This window comes from Pseudoalteromonas simplex (genome assembly GCF_015278155.1).
In the GTDB taxonomy this organism is placed as follows: domain Bacteria; phylum Pseudomonadota; class Gammaproteobacteria; order Enterobacterales; family Alteromonadaceae; genus Pseudoalteromonas; species Pseudoalteromonas simplex.
Map to the genome: position 1 here is coordinate 82881 of NZ_JADILN010000001.1, position 18976 is coordinate 101856.

Annotated in this window: 14 protein-coding genes; 12 read left to right on the forward strand and 2 right to left on the reverse strand. The window is 41.5% G+C overall.

The features are described from left to right. The 8 genes from IRQ78_RS00390 (at position 1) to asd (ending at position 11228) form a co-directional block, all read left to right on the forward strand. Positions 1 to 528 (forward strand): MotA/TolQ/ExbB proton channel family protein, encoded by a 528-nt coding sequence (locus tag IRQ78_RS00390; protein ID WP_054552070.1) that lies wholly within the window; start codon positions 1 to 3, stop codon positions 526 to 528. Between the two features lie 45 nt (positions 529 to 573). Next, complete coding sequence (locus IRQ78_RS00395; protein WP_036971869.1) at positions 574 to 987, forward strand: ExbD/TolR family protein; 414 nt, start codon at positions 574 to 576, stop codon at positions 985 to 987. A 12-nt stretch (positions 988 to 999) separates the two neighbouring features. After that, positions 1000 to 1605 carry an energy transducer TonB gene (locus tag IRQ78_RS00400; RefSeq protein ID WP_054552071.1) on the forward strand — a complete coding sequence of 202 codons (606 nt, stop codon included), beginning with the start codon at positions 1000 to 1002 and terminating at the stop codon, positions 1603 to 1605. A 17-nt stretch (positions 1606 to 1622) separates the two neighbouring features. Further along, positions 1623 to 2930, forward strand: a complete 1308-nt coding sequence (locus tag IRQ78_RS00405) for a tetratricopeptide repeat protein (RefSeq protein ID WP_194441055.1) — start codon at positions 1623 to 1625, stop codon at positions 2928 to 2930. A gap of 291 nt (positions 2931 to 3221) precedes the next feature. Further along, positions 3222 to 5975 (forward strand): hypothetical protein, encoded by a 2754-nt coding sequence (locus tag IRQ78_RS00410; protein WP_138600834.1) that lies wholly within the window; start codon positions 3222 to 3224, stop codon positions 5973 to 5975. A 78-nt stretch (positions 5976 to 6053) separates the two neighbouring features. Further along, positions 6054 to 8687 (forward strand): TonB-dependent receptor domain-containing protein, encoded by a 2634-nt coding sequence (locus tag IRQ78_RS00415; protein WP_194441056.1) that lies wholly within the window; start codon positions 6054 to 6056, stop codon positions 8685 to 8687. A 388-nt stretch (positions 8688 to 9075) separates the two neighbouring features. Then, positions 9076 to 9972 carry a lipid kinase YegS gene (gene yegS, locus IRQ78_RS00420; protein ID WP_194441057.1) on the forward strand — a complete coding sequence of 299 codons (897 nt, stop codon included), beginning with the start codon at positions 9076 to 9078 and terminating at the stop codon, positions 9970 to 9972. Between the two features lie 119 nt (positions 9973 to 10091). Continuing rightward, entirely contained in the window at positions 10092 to 11228 is a 1137-nt protein-coding gene (gene asd / locus IRQ78_RS00425) for an aspartate-semialdehyde dehydrogenase (RefSeq protein ID WP_054552076.1), read from the forward strand. A gap of 133 nt (positions 11229 to 11361) precedes the next feature. Here asd and IRQ78_RS00430 read toward each other — a convergent pair whose 3' ends face one another. Continuing rightward, positions 11362 to 13509, reverse strand: coding sequence for a TonB-dependent siderophore receptor (locus IRQ78_RS00430; protein WP_228482468.1), 2148 nt, complete (start codon positions 13507 to 13509; stop codon positions 11362 to 11364). A gap of 509 nt (positions 13510 to 14018) precedes the next feature. Here IRQ78_RS00430 and IRQ78_RS00435 point away from each other — a divergent pair. The 4 genes from IRQ78_RS00435 to IRQ78_RS00450 all read left to right on the forward strand — a co-directional run bounded on the left by IRQ78_RS00435 (position 14019) and on the right by IRQ78_RS00450 (position 18097). Continuing rightward, a complete protein-coding gene (locus IRQ78_RS00435; protein WP_166340882.1) occupies positions 14019 to 14630 on the forward strand; it encodes an FMN-binding negative transcriptional regulator in 612 nt (203 codons plus the stop codon). Positions 14631 to 14915: 285 nt separating this feature from the next. Continuing rightward, positions 14916 to 16874, forward strand: coding sequence for a methyl-accepting chemotaxis protein (locus tag IRQ78_RS00440; RefSeq protein WP_194441058.1), 1959 nt, complete (start codon positions 14916 to 14918; stop codon positions 16872 to 16874). Between the two features lie 122 nt (positions 16875 to 16996). Continuing rightward, entirely contained in the window at positions 16997 to 17431 is a 435-nt protein-coding gene (locus IRQ78_RS00445; RefSeq protein ID WP_054552080.1) for a GNAT family N-acetyltransferase, read from the forward strand. 273 nt (positions 17432 to 17704) lie between these two features. Continuing rightward, on the forward strand, positions 17705 to 18097 hold the full coding sequence (locus IRQ78_RS00450) for a VOC family protein (RefSeq protein WP_138617461.1): 393 nt from the start codon (positions 17705 to 17707) through the stop codon (positions 18095 to 18097). 40 nt (positions 18098 to 18137) lie between these two features. On the opposite strand, the gene IRQ78_RS00455 is transcribed toward IRQ78_RS00450, so the two are convergent. Then, entirely contained in the window at positions 18138 to 18944 is an 807-nt protein-coding gene (locus tag IRQ78_RS00455; protein WP_171041553.1) for an ion transporter, read from the reverse strand. Between the last annotated feature and the right edge of the window lie 32 nt (positions 18945 to 18976).

The window sequence follows — 18976 nt, forward strand, 5'->3', positions numbered from 1 at the left end:
ATGGTGCTATTGATTGATGCAATCAATGCTCTACGTGATTTCCTCGACACAGGTGGCCAAGTTCTCTTGGTCATCGGGGTCCTCATCTTCGCGATGTGGTTATTGATACTTGAGCGTTTTATGTATTTTTTTGGTGGCTTTAAACGCTACAAGAAAGACGTAAAAAGCACTTGGAGCAATAGAGCAGAGCGTAACAGCTGGAACGCAGAGCAAATTCGCCAAGCGATGATTTCACGCGCTGGCATGCAACTAAATAATAACCTTGCGCTAATCAACGTAATGGTTGCGTTATGTCCACTTTTAGGTCTGTTAGGTACCGTAACCGGCATGATCGAAGTATTTGATGTAATGGCAATCACAGGCACAGGCAGTGCACGTTCTATGGCATCAGGGGTGTCTAAAGCCACTATCCCAACAATGGCAGGTATGGTGGGTGCACTTTCAGGAGTTTTCGCCTCAACGTTCTTACAACGTCGTGCAAAACGCGAAGTGCAATTACTTGAAGACAACATGGTCTTAGACCACTAAACGAATTTTAGGGTGATGTGAGCATCACCCATTAGGAGACTAATAATGAGAGCGCCACTAGGTAACCTATTTCAAGAAGACGACGCTGAAGAAATCAACATGACGCCAATGCTAGACGTTGTTTTCATCATGCTTATCTTCTTTATCGTAACAGCATCATTCGTAAAAGAAGCCGGTATTGATGTAAACCGCCCTGAAGCAGCAACAGCAGTGAAAAAAGAGCGTGCCAACATCTTAGTTGCTATTTCTGACAAAGGTGAAATTTGGATCAACAAACGCCAAGTAGATGTTCGTGCAGTTCAAGCAAATATCGAGCGCTTAAAAGCTGAAAACCCACAAGGTAGCGTGGTTATTCAAGCTGATAAGAAAGCCACAACCGATGTACTTATTAAAGTAATGGATGCATCGCGTGCTGCAGGCGCATTTGATGTGTCGATTGCTGCGCAAGAAGCATCATAAGGAATGTGAGCAATGCGTTATATAGTTGCATTAATCATCGCTGGTATCGTGACTGTTATGCTGTTTTTAGGCATGCAGGCACTGATCACCGGTGGTGAAGGGGCCATGTCTGAGCCCGTAAAAGGAAACGTACTTGATTTTGTTCGTCTGAAAAAAGAAGAGACAGTGCAAAAGAAAGAACGTAAACCGCAAAAGCCACCAACGCCAAAAGAGCCACCTCCACCAATGGAATCACCGCAAATGCAAAACAGTGATCCTAACGCGAGTAATGCCAACTTTGACTTTGGTGCCAGTGTTGAAGCTGACGTTAACTTAGCTGGCGGCTTAGCCCTTGAATCAAGCGATGGTGAATACCTACCGATTGTAAAAGTAGCGCCTGTTTACCCGCGCCGAGCTTTATCGCGTGGTATCGAAGGCTATGTGATTGTTGAGTTTACAGTAACCAAGCAAGGCACAGTTCGTGACCCGAAAGTGATTAAAGCTGAACCAGAATCACTGTTTGACCGCGCTGCGATGGATGCAGCACTTAAATTTAAATATAAACCGCGCGTTGTTAACGGTGAAGCTGTTGAAGTAGCGGGCGTACAGAACAAAATTTCTTTCCAAATTAACGGTTAGAAAAGAGGAATGCGATTATGAAACCTTTAAAAGTTGCCGTGATTTGCGCGGCTGCTTTCACAAGCAGCCTTGTAGTCCCAAGCGTTGTTAGCATGTTACCAGGTGTGACACTTGCAACAGCTTACGCTGAGGAGCAAAAAACCAAACGAGTACCTGCACTGCGTGAAAAAGTGTATAGCCAATTAGCACGAGCACAAAAGCTGGCTGATGATGGTGATGCAAAAGCAGGGCTAGAAGCACTTGATAGTATTCAAGAGCGCTCTTCAAGCATGAACTCGTATGAAATTGCCATGATGCATAATTTCTACGGTTTTATTTACTACAACGAAAACGACTTAGATAAAGCAATTGCCTCGTTTGAAAAAGTAGTAAACGAAGATGCGATTCCAGAAACATTACGTGTAAGCACCACCTTTAGCTTAGCGCAACTTGCCATGGCTAATAGCGATTACGAAAAGGTAATCAAATATTTAGCACAGTGGGATGTGATTAACGACAAGCCGAAAACAGATGCTTATTACGTATTAAAATCTCAAGCGTATTATCAGCTTAAAGATTACCAAAAAGGCATTGAGAACATTAACCTTGCTATCGCAGAAGCCGACAGCAAAGGTGAAATGCCAAAAGAAAACTGGTTAATCTTACAGCGTGCTATGTACTACTCACTTAATCAGTCTGACAAGGTGGTCGAGGTACTTGAGCGTTTAGTTAAGCTTTACAACAAGCCAGAGTACTGGGTTCAGTTAGGTGGCATGTACGGTGAAACGGGCGCAGAGAAAAAACAATTAGCGATTTTAGAAGCGGCATATCAACAAGGTTTCATGAAATCTAAATCAGATTTACGTCAATTATCGCAAGTTTATTTATACAACGGCCTGGCTTTTAAAGCGGCGAACGTGATGAGTAAAGCTATGCAAGACGGTGTCGCTGAAAAATCAGCGAAAAACTATGCCTTTGTTGCAGAAGCAATGGTACAAGCAAAAGAGGGTGAAAAGTCACTTGCTTATTTTGCAAAAGCCGCTGGTTTAGTGTCGCATGGTCAGTACGAACAACGTATTGCAGAGGTAAGCATTAATCTTGAAAAATATGAAGAAGCAGCGGATGCAGCACGTAAAGCCCTAGATAAAGGTGGCTTAGAGTTTGAATCAAATGTGTATGTTGCCTTAGGTATGGCGCAGTACAATTTACAAAACTTTGATGCCTCGATTTTAGCGTTTGAGCAAGCGGAAAAACACAAAAAGTCGCAGCGTTTAGCTGAGCAATGGATCAAGTATGTGAAGCGTGAAAAAGTGCACGCCGAAACATTACGTACCGCTTTACTCTAAATCGTATTCAACAGGTAAGCGTACAAAAGAACTAATTTATAATCGCAACACCAAAGCTGCCTTCGGGCGGCTTTTTTCCGTTCCTAAAATTTACTAACTTACTCTTTTTTAAATAATTAATATTGTCATTTTATGTTTATTAAAGTGTAACTAGTTTGTCATACAGCTCCCGTAAGGTAGTCGCAGTTTAAAACTCAAGTGACCCAAAAGCATTAAGTTTTAGTGCTTTTTCGGTGACTTGAGTTTATGCGCTAACACAATAATTAAATATCTATCTTAACGGAGTGAACAATGAAATTATCTGGCTTATTCAAGGTTAGTCTTGTAGCTACAGCAATCTCTTTAGCAGGTTGTGGCGGTGGTGACATCAACATCAACGTGGACGAAACAGTTGAGCAACCAACTACACCTACTAACCCAACTACACCACCAACAACTGAAGAGTTACCAGGTGTATACAGCCAAAGCCTTTCGAATGAAGTATCTGCTGCATTAGGTCGTGATGTAACAGTTCAAGTTCTTTCAGGCGTAATTACAGAAGATACAACATTATCAACAGACGCATTCTGGGCACTTGATGGTGCAGTATTTGTTGGTAACGATAAAGCAGACAGTGCAACATTAACAATTGAAGCAGGTGCGGTCGTATTCGGTAACAGCGGCTCTGATTACCTAGTTGTTAGCCGTGACTCTAAAATTGAAGCTACAGGTACTAAAAACGACCCTATCATCTTTACTTCTAAGCAAGATGTAGTGGGTGATGAAACATCTGCAGGCCAATGGGGCGGTATGGTGCTTCTTGGTAATGGTATTTCTAATAAGTGTCCTGCTGAAGGCGATTGTGCTCTTCAAGTTGAAGGTGTTGAATCAGGTGCTGTATTTGGCGGTACGGATAACACAGATAATTCAGGTACATTAAAATATGTTGTTGTTAAAAACGCTGGTTATGAAATTGCACCAGACAACGAACTAAATGGTATTACGTTTGGTGCTGTAGGTTCTGGTACTACAGTTGAATACTTACAAGTTCACAATAATTCAGATGATGGTGTTGAATTCTTTGGTGGTGCAGTAAACCTTAAGCACGTTGTATTAACAAGTATCGATGACGATAGCATCGACTGGGACAATGGTTACCAAGGTAAAATGCAATTCGTTTATGTTGAACAAGATCCTGATTCAACAGATGCAAACCGTGGTATTGAAGCAGATAACGACGGTAGCACACCTTCTAAAGAACCAAAATCATTACCAATCATCTCTAACTTAACAATCATCGGTAACAACTTTGATGGTGAAGATGATGCTGAAGGTATCTACCTCCGTGAAGGTACAGGTTTACACCTTTATAACTCAGTGATCACTGGCTCTGATGAAATGGGTGAGTGTTTAGAGATTGAAGGTGCAGAAGACGGTGCTAGCGAAACAGTAAATAACGCTAACGATGGCACTATCTTAATGCAAAACACGTTTATGTCGTGTACTAATGGCGAAAACTTCAAAAATCCAGTTGATGGTAGCGGCAACACGTTACTTGAGCTTGAAACATGGTTTACAGCACAATCTGGTAACGTAATCAATGACAAGCCAATGCTTGGTGCAAACGGTCAACCAATTGCAGGTTCTCCATTACTAGGCGCGGGCCAAGATGTAGCAAATACTGTTGATGCGTTCTTCGATACAGTTGACTTTGTTGGTGCATTAAATGACTCAGATGACTGGCGTGAAGGTTGGGCATTTGGTTACGGTGGCGGTGAAGTAACTGCACCACCAGCAGTAGCAGGTTGTCCATCAGGTACAACGTCAATTTCTCCAGTTGATGGCAGCACAACAACATGTGAAGTGTCTGGTCGTATTACTGCAGATTTAACACTTACTGCGGGTAACTACTACGCATTAAGCGGTGCAGTATTTGTAGGTGATGATAATGCAGATTCAGCTACTTTAACAATCGAGCCAGGCGTAACAGTATATGGCCGTACAGGTGATGATTACTTAGTAATTAGCCGTGGTTCAAAAATTAATGCTAACGGTACTAAAGATGAGCCAATCTCGTTCACTTCAAGCCAAGATGTTATGGGCGGTACTACAGCTGCGGGCCAATGGGGTGGTTTAGTTCTTCTTGGTAATGCGCCATCGAACAAGTGTCCAGCAGAAGGTGATTGTGCACTTCAAGTTGAAGGTGTTGAGTCAGGTGCCGTGTTCGGTGGTACTGATACAACGGACAACTCAGGTACGCTGCGTTATGTTCGTGTGATGAATGGTGGTTACGAAATCGCACCAGATAACGAATTAAACGGTATTACGTTCGGTGGTGTTGGTTCTGGTACTACTGTTGAGTATGTGCAAGTTCACCAAAACGCGGATGACGGTGTTGAATTCTTCGGTGGTAACGTACAAGCGAAGTACTTAGTACTAACAAGCATTCAAGATGACAGCATCGACTGGGACAATGGTTTCCAAGGTAAAATGCAGCATATTCTTGTTAAGCAAGCAGCTGATAACTCAGACGCGAACCGTGGTATTGAAGCAGACAACGATGGTACTACACCGTCTAAAACGCCTAAGTCAAACCCAACAATTGCTAACTTAACAATCATTGGTAATACCTTTGACGGTGAAGATGATTCAGAAGGTATGTACTTCCGTGAAGGTACGGGTGCGCAAATCTATAACACAATAGTAACGGGCCCTGAAGGCATGGGCGAATGTCTTGAGATTGAAGGTGCAGCTTCTGGTGAAAGTGAAACAGTGAACAATGCTCAAGATGGCACCTTAATGATTAAATCATCAGTGATTGCATGTTCTGAAAACTTCAAAGACCCAAGTGGTGTAGATTTCAGCGTTGAGAACTGGTGGACAAACACATTAGGTAACTTAGTTGCTACAGGTCAAACGCAAGTTGTAAATGGTATCTTTACTATCGATACAACAACAGCGACAGACGTGAAAGCAATCGACGGTTTCTTCGATACAACAACGCACATTGGTGCAGTATCTGCTGATAACAACTGGACTGAAGGTTGGACGGTAGGTCTGGAATAACACAGTAAGCGAGGTGCTAAACAACGTGTTTAGCACCTTTAAACAACTTTCTGTAACTTATTTCAGATAGAGGTAAACATGAAACAATATTCAAAACAGTTCAGCTTAACAGCACTAAGCGCAGCTATCTTATGCGGCTTGAGTGTCTCAGCACACGCAGCTGAAGCAGACGAAGAAGCTGTTCTTGAAGAAGTTGTTGTTAGTGCAAGTCGTTTAAAAGGCACTGCAACAGCTGTTCTAGAAGAGCGTAAACAGCAAGCATTCGTTGCTGATATTATGGGTGCAGAGCAAATTTCACGAAGTGGTGATAGTGACGCTGCTGCAGCGCTACGCCGTGTAACAGGCTTAACACTTGTTGATGGTAAATTTATTTATGTACGTGGTCTAGGTGAACGATATTCAAGTACACAGTTAAATAATTCTGCTGTACCAAGCCCAGATCCAACGCGTTCTGTATTACCACTGGATTTATTTCCATCAGGTATTATCGAAAGCTTATCAGTACAAAAATCATATTCACCGTCAATGCCAGCATCTTTTGGTGGTGGTAACGTTGATATTCGCTTGAAATCAATTCCTGATCAGTTTGTATTTGATGTGACGGGTCAGCTTGGTTACAACACTAATAACTTTGATGATGGCCTTGAATACAACGGTGGTTCGGATGATTGGTACGGTGTTGATGATGGCACACGCGAAATTCCGCGTGCTATTCTTGATGTGTACCAAAGTGGTCAATCGCTTGATGATTTAACGCCAGAGCAAAGCCGTGCTTTAGCCCTATCGTTAAATCGTGATTATGATCCAAAATCAGCAAAGGTTGACCCGAATACGAAGTTTACTACCACGCTAGGTAACAGCTTCGAATCAGATAAATGGCGCTACGGTTTCTTATCGTCGCTTAGCTACGATAATAAGCACGTTGTTGCAGATGAGTATCAAGGTCAAGGCTTCTTGATTGGTGAAAATTCAACAACCATGATCCGTGGTTATGACCAAGTACTAAGTACTGAACACACGGTTAAAACATCAGGTATGGTTACGGTTGGTGTTGAGTATGACAAAGCGCATAAAGTTGACTACACAGCATTAATCCTACGTGATACTGAAGATAAAATTTCAGATCGTTTAGGTATTGACCAAAACAACAATACCTCTGATAACAAGCGTGTACGTTCGTATGATGTTCGTTATGAAGAGCGTGAGCTGATCGTTAATCAATTAAAAGGTATGCATACTTTTGATTGGTTGAATTACGCGGGTTTTGACTGGAAGTATTCAATTGGTCGCTCAAACCGTTACGCACCAGGTAACATGGAAACTCGTTTCATTGTTACTGATGCTAACGAAGATGGGTTTTACGATACAGTAAACGAAAGTGCACTAACCAATGCAACAACAGCTGCACGTTACACTTTCCAAGATTTGGATGATGAAGTAGAGAACTACGGTTTTAACTTTACGTTGCCTATTATGCTAGATGGCGTGGATGTTGAGCTTAAATCAGGTGCTGACTTTATCTCTAAAGAGCGTTCAGCAACTAACCGTCGTTTTGATATCAATACACGTGCATTCTCAGATGTTGACTTAAACGGAAATGAGTTAAACACTATTTTGTCTGATGATGTACTCTCGAACGCGACACTAACGCAACCAATCTTAAACGACACAACGGTTTCAGGCGATGACTATAAGTCAGCGCAGAAAGTGGATGCCTATTACTTCGAAGCAGATTTCTTCTTCAATAATACATGGCGTATTACCGGTGGTTTACGTTGGGAAGATTTCCGTCAAGTATCTGTTCCTCTTGACCCATTTACTGGTGGCCTTGCATCTTCAATTGATTATGATGAGTTAGATCAGCTCGCATTCCGTGAAGACGACGTTTATAGTGCACTTGCTTTAACTTATGTGCAAAACGACGAAACGCAATGGCGTTTAAGCTATGGTGAAACAGTTGTTCGTCCAGATTTACGTGAGATTTCTGACGCAACTTACATCGATCCGCTTACTGAATACCCTGTAGGTGGTACGCCTGGTTTACGTACAACCCAAATCAAAAACTATGATTTCCGCTGGGAAAACTATTTTGATACGGGCGAGAACTTCTCTGTTGGTGTGTTCTATAAAGACATGGTTGACCCAATTGAGTCCGTTCAATCACCTGCACAAGATGGTCCACCATTGGTACGTATTGCTAATGCAGAAGATGGTTATGTTGCGGGTGTTGAATTTGAATACCTGAAAGATTTTGCTTTCTTAGGTGGATTCTGGCAAGACGTGTTCATGACAGGTAACGTGACGTTAAGTGACTCAGAAATCAACATGGACCGTCAGGCAATTGTTGAACAAACAGGAGTTTCTGCAGCGGTTACAAATACAACACGTCGCATGACGGGCCATTCAAAATATGTTGTGAATATGCAGTTAGGCTATGACGCACCTAGTGGGCAGCATGCTTCAACGCTAATCTATAACGTATTTGGTGAGCGAATTATTATTCCTGGCATTGAAGGTCAAGAAGATTGGATGGAGCAACCTTTCCACTCTCTAGACTTTAACTACACCTATTTCCCTGATTTCAACTCAAGCTTGAAGTTCAAAGTGGCGAATATCTTGGGCGCAAAATCTGAAATAGAGTCAGCGGGAACTTTAACTCGCTCTAAAGAGAAAGGCACTGAGTTCTCAATTGAGTACAAATACCAGTTCTAATACTCTGACCAAGGAAGGATACAATAATAAATCCTAACGTTGATTTAGCCCTGCACTAGCAGGGCTTTTTTCTATACCCAAACCACCTCAAGATGCAGAATTCAGCGTTTCACAGGTGCTTAATATCAAGGCGTTACTTTGCAAGAATGGCAGTCCCTTTTAAGAAGTAACAACGATGAGAGTAAGTGCCTGTGAAGCGCCCAAAGGGTTGGTTTAAAAGCGATTTATACTGCGTTATTGATTTTAACAATAGAACCACTATTACTTGCAATCAATGCCTTGCCTAAATCGCTTTTAATTCCAACTGAAACTCGCATCTTGAGGTAGTTTGGGTATATTAAACCATTGCGTGTTATGGTAGTTCTAAGTGTTAAAACAGGGATTAAAAATGGACTTACGGTTAATTATAAATGGCAAAAAAGCGGCTGATGAGCAGCTTCGTGACGCCATCGGTCAATTTCGAACTCGTCAGCCACTTGCGGTGCGTGTTACCTATGAAGGCGGTGACATTGAGCGTTTTATTAATGAAGCCGTCGCAGAGGGTGTAAAACGTATTGTCGTAGCTGGTGGTGATGGCACCGTTAATGAAGCCGTTAATGCATTAATGAAACTGGAAAAGTCACAACGTTTAGAGCTTGCAATTTTACCTATGGGCACAGCAAATGACTTTGCTATAGCCGCTAATATTCCTCACGGGTACTTGCCAGCACTGAAGCTTGCCGCACAAGGTCAGTCGCATGCAATTGATACGGTAGAGGTTGATAAGCGTTATTTCGTAAATGTAGCCAGTGCTGGCTTTGGGGCAAAAATTACCGCAACCACACCGCCTGCACTGAAAAACTTACTCGGTGGTGGCGCGTATACCTTGGCTGGTCTTGTACAAGCGCTGAGTTTTGTACCTTACAGTGGCGAGTTAACGCTGCCTGATGGTGAACGTACTTCGGGCGATATTATTGCCGCTGCCGTATGTAATGGCCGCCAAGCGGGCGGTGGCCAATTACTTGCGCCACATGCGTACATAAATGATGGCTTGGTTGATTTAGTGGCGTTTACATCATTTGCAATCTCAGATGTACCAGCGGTTATTGAAGAGCTCAGTAATTACCCTAACTCTTCACAACAGTGGGTAAAACGCTTTCAAGTGCCTTGGCTTGAATGGCAAACACAAACAGAAATGCCAATAAACTTAGATGGCGAGCCAATCAGCTCAAAGCAACAGCATTTTAAAGTGCATGCTGGCGCGCTAAACATGGTACTACCAGACGCTTGTCCGATGCTAAGATGAAAAATTTTGATGTTACTCGGTTTACGCTGGTTTTGCTAAGACCGCAATGCTAGATTACTTCTGTAAAAATTAAATTCTCACGCAATGGACTTTAATTTTTAACAGTTTAGGTAATTTGAATGAATCAAACAGTGGAACAAACAATGAAAAAAGTAGGATTAGTCGGTTGGCGGGGCATGGTTGGCTCTGTGTTATTAGAACGTATGCAGCAAGAAAATGATTTTTCTAATATCGACACGACTTTTTTCACCACCTCACAAACCGGTCAATTAGGCCCTGATCTTGCGGGTCCTGCTAAACCGCTTTTAGATGCCAATGATATCGCTGAGCTTGCGAAGATGGATATTATTGTCACTTGCCAAGGCGGTGACTATACCAAAGCCGTTTACCCGCAATTACGTGAATCAGGTTGGCAAGGTTATTGGATTGATGCGGCATCGGCATTGCGTATGAGTGACGACAGTATTATTGTGCTAGACCCAGTAAACAAAGACGTTATCAGTGCAGGCTTAGAGCAAGGTGTTAAAACCTATGTGGGCGGAAACTGTACCGTATCACTTATGCTATTAGCCCTAGGCGGTTTATTTGAGCAAGACTTGATTGAATGGGTCAGCCCAATGACATATCAAGCCGCTTCTGGCGCAGGCGCACGCAACATGAAAGAGCTAATTGCGCAAATGGGTGCAATTCACGAAACAGTGGCAGACAAACTGGCAGATCCTAATGCTGCGATTCTTGAAATTGATAAGTTAGTCACCGAAAAAATTGCCTCAAGCGATTTACCACAAGATCAGTTTGGAGTACCTCTAGCCGGTAGCCTTATCCCTTGGATTGATGTACCAATGCCAAGCGGTCAAAGTAAAGAAGAGTGGAAAGCGCAAGTTGAAGCGAACAAGATTTTAGGCAGCAGTGAACAACCTATCCCTGTTGATGGCTTATGTGTTCGCATTGGTGCAATGCGTTGTCACTCACAAGCAATGACAATTAAGCTGCGCAAAGACATTAGCGTTGAGCAAATTGAAGAAATTCTTGCTTCTCACAATGAGTGGGTCAAAGTGATCCCGAATGATCGTGACATTACCGCTACAGACTTAACGCCTGTAAAAGTAACTGGCACGCTGTCTATTCCGGTAGGTCGTATTCGTAAATTAGCGATGGGCCCAGAGTATATCAGTGCGTTTACGGTTGGTGACCAACTGTTATGGGGTGCTGCTGAGCCACTGCGTCGCATGTTACGTATTATTGTCGATGGCTAGAACTGGTTTTACTTGGGTATAAAACCTTATTCTACTAACTCAGAGCTTCTGTTGAAAACTCAGCTGATTTTTACTCTGTTTCTAAATTCGCCTCGTATATAGAGGCGAATTTAGTAATTACTCGTGTATGTTATTAAAAACGATATTGAGCAGTGATACTAAAGTTTCTCGGTGCGCCATATTGATACTGGTTATAAAACCCAATTTGGCTGTAATAACGTTTATCAAATGCGTTCTCTAAATTAGCGCGCAATGTAAGTTGTTCGTTTACGTTGTATCTTGCCATTAGTCGAAAAAGCGCATAACTTTGCTGACTAACCTCAACTGAACTTCTATCAGGCTTAGTGACATTTCTATTGATTTCACTTTGCCAATTAAAACCAGCTCCCAGTTGTAGACCACTTAGTATATTATTTAATTCATAAGTACTGAAAAGCTTTACTTGGTGTTTTGGGCTAGTGGTCGTTATCTTTTCTCCATCAGGGTCTTTTGTTTCAAATTGGCTATATCCAAAATAAACATTCCAATGCTCATTAATTGAACCATTTGCTTCAAATTCGAATCCTTGCGTTTTGGTGCCATCAATACCACGGTAAATAGGCACAGTAGTACCAGGTAATGTTTCTCCTGTTGCTTCGCCAACATTATCTTGACGGATCTCAAACACTGAAAATGAGGTGTCTAGCGCTTCTTCAAATAGGCTTGCTTTAACACCTGCTTCGTAGTTTTTTCCCTTAACAGGATCTAGGTACCTGCCATCGGATTGAACTCTACTTTGTGGTGTGAAAATATCGGTGTAGTTAGCATACAAAGATACATTTTGCCCAACAGTATAGGTAGCGCCAATGTAACTGGTAAATTCATTATCAACTTCGTAATTATGAACGGTTCCGAAATTGTCTTGCTCAGTTTCCCAATTATCAATCCGTCCTCCTATAACCATTGAAAGCGCGTCAGTTACTTCAATATCAGAAGCAAGATATATTGCTTGTTGCTTTGTTTCTCCCCATGAGCCATACAAGATTTCATCACTCCATTGAGGGGTGGGATAAGTAAAGTTTTTATCTCTAAAATCACCCAAAGGCGGTGCTTCATTTAAAGAGCCATAATATGGGTTGGCAAACTCTTGTTTCTGCTGATTTACACCAATTAGAACTTGTTGAGAACGATCGAGTAACATAAAACGGCCCGATAATTTTAAGTCGTATGTATGTTGAGTGCGATTGCCATCAATAAATGAAAGTGAGCCAGGTATCATTCCTTCATTGGTTATTGGGTCTGGGTTACCCGTTGGCCATAACACATCATATTCTAAATCGTTATCGCCATAGATGTAGCTGGCTTTAACTTGCCAGTCATCACTAAAGTTATGTTCAATCGTGGCAAAGCTGTTCAACGCTTTGGTTTTAGATGATGCCCAGCGAGGAGCAGTTGATGTGTGGTGACTGTAATTAGTTCTATTACCTTGGTTGTCAAATAGCGGTAATCCACCAGACATTGAGCCTTCAGGCTTGGTATCTTGATAATCAGTTCCTAAGGTTAGTAATGTGTCACGACCTAAATCTGCTTCAATAATACCGTAAAGGGTTTGTCTTTGTTGCTCGTAACGATGCTGATAACTTTCGCGATCTTGATATGCTATGACGACTCGACCTCGAACGCTTGCGTCTTGATTCAAACCTCCCGATAAGTCAACAATACCGCGTAACTGTTGCCATGAACCAATACTTAGGCTTACGTTTGCTTGAAATTGTTCTGTCGGACGCTTACGCACTAAATTGATAGCTGCCGATGGACTGCCCGCACCTAACATCAAACCAGTTGCTCCGCGAACAACTTCTATGCGCTGATAAATTGCGCTATCCATTAAGTTGTCACCATAGTTAAAGCGTGTATCGTAGGTTGTCGCCACACCGTCATACAAAATACTACTTACGCCAATACCGCGGGCACTGATTGAGTATCGGTCGTTGTCAGAAGGGCGGGTATTAATCCCCGCTACGCTGTTCATCACTTCAATAACAGAGTTTAGTTGTTGATCTTTTATCGCTTGCTCATTCACGACTGTGGTTGATTGTGGTGTTTCAAGAAATGATAACTCTAAACCCGTTGCGGTACTCATTTGCTCAACTTTATAGCTTTGAGCATTGTTTTGTTCACCCACGACTGTGAGTACTTCCATATCGTGATGCTTTTTTTGCTCAGCCTGTAAAGATTGACTAAATATCGCTAAACAAGAAAGTGCGACAGGCGTGAGTTTAAAGTAGTTAGTCTTTGTCATTTTTTATCCGTAGTCCTATTACGTCTTTAAATAGTGAGGCCTATGCTTAGGCTATTGTTGTGTCATGTTGAAAGTCATGACGAGTGGAAAATCATGGAGTGGGCTTATGATATCCCCAGCAAAACGGAGATTTTTCTTTTTAGATAGTTGGAATCATTAATCCATAGATATTGCGGTAGTTTAAAAATTTCCATTGTGTATATCCTTTAACATTGATTTAGTAACCAAGAGACAAGAAGAGTTTTTCTTCAGTCTCCAATTAATTAAAATCCGCAACACCCTGTACCGATTAATGGGAATATACCACTTAATAAATGGTAATGTAAATTATTATCATTTATTAAGTGTGCAGTTAAAAGGCCTTTTGATTTGTTAGTTTTTTCGAATTGGTTAAAGGACATAACATTATTTGTGATTTAAGTCGTGGCTAAAGGCTAGTAGAAAACTCTTGATCAATTACAATGTTAGATTCAAGCAATCGGAGCAATTTTTAATAAATTGAGAAAAGCATGCACACACCCAACAAGTGGAAAATGACACCAGAGCGAGTATCGCAGTTTATCAAAACCTACAGCTTTGCATTAATGGTTGATAGTGAGTTTGAGGCAACCCATCTACCATTAGTGTATAAACCCGATGAGGGCGAGTTTGGTACCTTATATGGTCATGTGTCACGGGCTAATAGTCACGGCAAAAGCTTGCAAGGTACCCGCGTATTAGTGGTTTTTAATGGCCCACATAGTTATATTTCACCCACTTGGTATAGTGAGAAGCCAGCTGTATCGACCTGGAACTACGCTGCGGTGCATGCCCAAGGCATAGTAGAATACCTTGATGATGACAACACCTTAGCCTGCCTAAATGAGTTAATTAGCCAATACGAGCCAAGTATTTTAAACGACACCAGTTTGTTACCAGCTGATTATCAAGCCAAATTACTGCGTGGCATAGTGGGTATTAAAATCGAACTTGACTCAATTCAGGCAAAAGAGAAGTTAGGCCAGCATAAGTCGGCGGCGGATCAACAAGGTGTTTTAACAGGGTTAAAAGCAGATAAACACCCTGATGCCCAAGCTTTACTTTGCTATATGCTTAAACATGAAGTAGGAATAGGCAGCTAATTTGCATACAGCAAATGCTGCCAATTGGTTGGAAAGTATCTAGCAATACTTTGTTAAAAGCATGTTAATTACTAAAACTAAAGTTAGTACATTCCACGTGTCTGTCAACTAAATGTCATATTTTTAACAGGTAAGTTTTGAGTAAAAGCAAGCATAAGGGGTATAAATTTCACGTTAACTTTATGTGGTCAAGCTTGCTTTGCCCCATAAAAATAAACACTTAATTATTTGCTGAACTTCCGAGGTCTCACTATATTTTCTTAAGTGCTTAGTTGGAAGTTGGCTATGAACATTTCAAAAAAATTAAAACTCGCCTTTGCGTCAGCAATTGCGCTGCCGTTGATCATTATTGCTGTGCTTGTAATTACACAAACAAGACAACAAGCCCTCGATAGTTTCGCTGAGCTTAGTCAAAGAGAAGCGAAACAAGTTGATAACGGTATCAGTATGTTTTTTGCTGAAATAGAGAAAAACGTCAATTATCTTGCATCCCATTCCGCTATCTTAGACGCCAAGCAAGGTGTTAAAACCCATATGCAATCACCTAGTGCAGAAAAGCTTGATCATCTAAGTGGTAGTGACATCGAAAAAAACGCCTTTCGTTTATTTGATCACTTTGGTGCCACCCACCCGGGACTTGCTTATATCTATATGGGGAATGAGCAAGGTGGTTATATTCAATGGCCAGAGGGTGAAGTTACAGCGAATTATGACCCAAGAGTAAGGCCTTGGTACGAAACTGGCAAAGCAGCAAATGGTAAAACGGTAAGAACCAATGCCTATTATTGGGCAGCAGATGACATGGTAATTGTTTCTACTGTTAAAGCGATTAAGGAAGCGGGGGAGCTTATTGGTGTACAGGGCATGGATGTATCCTTGCAGGGCCTTACCGATATTATTGCGAACATTAAACTTGGTGAAACTGGCTATTTAATGTTGATTGAAGATAGTGGCAATGTACTCGTTGACGTTAAAAATGCTGATTACAGGTTTAAGCAGCTAGCACAAGTCAATAACGGAAAATACAAACAGCTCGCTGAAAATAATCAGGGTCAATTTGAAATTGACATTAATGGCAAAGATTACTTAGCGAATATTTACACCTCGCAAAAACTAGGCTGGAAATTTATAGGCTTAGTAGAAAAATCTGAAGTAATGAGTGGCGCAAATGCAATGACGATTACTATTTTAGTCATCAGTGCAATCTTGATTGCTGTATTCATTCTTGTAGCTAGCTATATTTCTAAATTAATTTCTGCACCTATTGTTGAAGTGAGTGATGGTCTAACTGAAATATCGCAAGGTGGTGGTGACTTAACAAAGCGGTTAGTGATTAAAACACGCGATGAAACGGCCAAACTGGCTAACAGCTTTAATTTATTTTTGAATTTGATTTCTGATTTAGTCACGCAAATTAATGAGTGTGCGCAAAATGTGAGTGATACCTCGGCGCAAACGTCATCACAAGCAGCGCAATTATCTGGCTCAACATCTCAGCAACAACAAGCCCTCGAAATGGCGGCCACAGCGATTAATGAAATGGCAGCGACAGCCAATGAAGTCTCTGCCAGTTGTGCCAATGCAGCCGAACTTGCATCGCAAACACAACAGGCCTCTGAGCTTGGACAAAGTGTTATATCTAAAACGGTTGATAGCGTTGTATCTCTATCTAAGGTGATCACCAAAGCAACTAAAGATATAAACCAACTCGATGCTGAAAGTGAAAATATCATGTCGATTTTAAGCGTGATAAGAGGCATCGCAGAGCAAACCAATTTGTTAGCTTTAAATGCAGCAATTGAAGCGGCGAGGGCGGGTGAGCATGGTCGAGGCTTTGCAGTTGTCGCAGATGAGGTGCGTGCGTTATCACAAAGAACCTCAGAATCGACAGAAGAAATAGCAAGTCAGTTAGATACGTTGCGCAAGATGTCTGATCAAGTGTCAAAAGAGATGACAACCAGCTTAGACCGCACAAACAAAACAGTGGAGTTAGCCCATTCAGCACAGCAACAATTTAGCGAAATAACTGCGTCTATCGTCAATATCAGCGATTTAAATACACAGATTGCCACTGCAGCTGAAGAGCAACAGCATGTAGCAGAAGACATTAACCGCAATGTTGTTGAAATAAAAAATGCGGCTGATGATGTAAGCGAAATTGCCCATAGTGCCAGAGGCAATGGTGACAAACTAAACCTGTTATCGAAAACTCTAAATGATTTAGTGGGTAAGTTTAAAGTGTAAAATACTCTTTGTTTCATATACTTTGCATGCTTTAATGGAATAAATAACTAAAGCGTGTAACGAATCATTTTGTTATTTGATTAGAGAACACAAGGCACAAAACTCCTATAAAATGGCAAATAATGAAAATAGATAGTGTGAACGCTGAAGATTACCCAGAGCTACTTGCTGTATGGGAAAACTCAGTTCGAGCAACCCATGATTTTATAACAGAAGACGACATCGCTTTTTTTAAGCCAATTATTATCGAGCAAGCGTTTCCGAATGTGACTTTAAAGTGCATTAAGGATGAGCATCAGGCAATTTTAGGCTTTATAGGCGTACATGAATGCAAAATAGAAATGTTGTTCATTTTAGATGCCGCAAGAGGTAAGGGCATAGGTAAAGCACTACTCAACTATGCAGTTGAGCAATTAGCTGCCAACAAAGTGGATGTTAATGAGCAAAACCCACTTGCGGTTGGATTTTATCAACATAGGGGCTTTAAAATTGCCTCACGCTCGCCTTTAGATGATATGGGCAAACCATTTCCAATATTGCACATGGAGCTCGTGTAGGAACGGCTTCAGCCGTGAAAGTCGAAATTTATAGCGACAAAACTTTAAACATTTTTCTAATTACGCGCTAAAGCACGACTTACAAACGCGCGAAACAAGTTTCACGCCTACGATGAATCTCGTAGGAACGGCTTCAGCCGTGAATTTAGATGTTCGGCGTTGAAACGCCTCCTACAAACTCTTACTAACTTTACTGTCGTCACTTATCTTTTGCTTAATTTAATGAACACGATATGCTGAAGCAGCGAATAAAACATTACATAGGAGTAGTAAATGAATCTCAATCAGGTGACGTTACCTGTAAAGGATATGAATGAAGCGGTGTCTTTTTACTTAACATTGGGAATGATTCAGATAGTAGATACTCCGCATTACGCACGCTTTCAATGCCCTGATGGTGATGCCACATTTTCGCTGTCATTAGAAACCGGTAATTATAATAATAGTGCGGTAATTTATTTTGAACATGAGCAGCTCGATGAGCTCTATGCAAGCCTTGTTGAAAAAGGCATTCGCTTTGAACAGCCGCCTACTGCACAGCGTTATTTATGGACGGAAGCAATTCTAAAAGACCCATCAGGGAATAAAATCAAATTATATTGGGCCGGAGAAAACCGCTTAGACCCACCATGGAAGGTAGAAAAAGAGGGTAAAAAAAGGCGCTAAGGTCTAGCGCCTAATAGCTAAAAACAATTATTTAAAAACCTTACTGCTTTTCTTTCAGTAGTTGTTTTAGTTCAGCCATTTCAGCTTGCAGCTGAGCTATTTGCCCTTTGGTTGCGGGCATGTCGGCATCAGATGTTTGCTCTTCACGGGCGTTACGATGCTCTTCAGACATAACTTCTAAAATCGCACCAACCATCATGTTTAAAAATACAAAGGCTGTTAAAAAGATGAAGGTTAGATAAAAAATCCAGCTGAGCTCATACACAGCCATCGTTTCATACATAACATCGGTCCAATCCTCAAACGTGGCAATCCTGAATAGGGTGAGCATCGAAATAGACACATCGCCCCACAGTACTGGGTTGATGTCAGCAAACAGCATGCTACCCATGGCGGCATATATATAGAAGATCACGAACATAAGCAGGGCGATATAGCCCATTTGCGGAATAGCTTTTAGAAGCGAGTTAACCAGCAGTCTAAGCTCTGGGATCATAGATACAAGTCGCAATACGCGGAAAATACGCAGTAATCGAGCGATAAAAATTGTTGAGCCTGCTGCAGGGTAAAGGCTACCCACCACGATTATAAAATCGAAAATGTTCCAACCTTTGCTGAAAAAGTCTTTAAAGCCTCGGCTTGCGATAAAGCGGATCACCAGTTCAACTAAAAAGAATACCGTGATACCTAAGTCCATCCAATGTAAGGCAAGCTCAACTGTTGGATGTAACGAATAGGTGTGTGCCCCCACAGTTAGTGCTGAAATAACAATGACAGCAATAACAAATGATTGAAAAATTTTACTTTTATCGATACGCTGAAACAGCTGTTGTAACTGCGACAACATCATATAGAACCCTTTGGTTGTAATATTTAAAC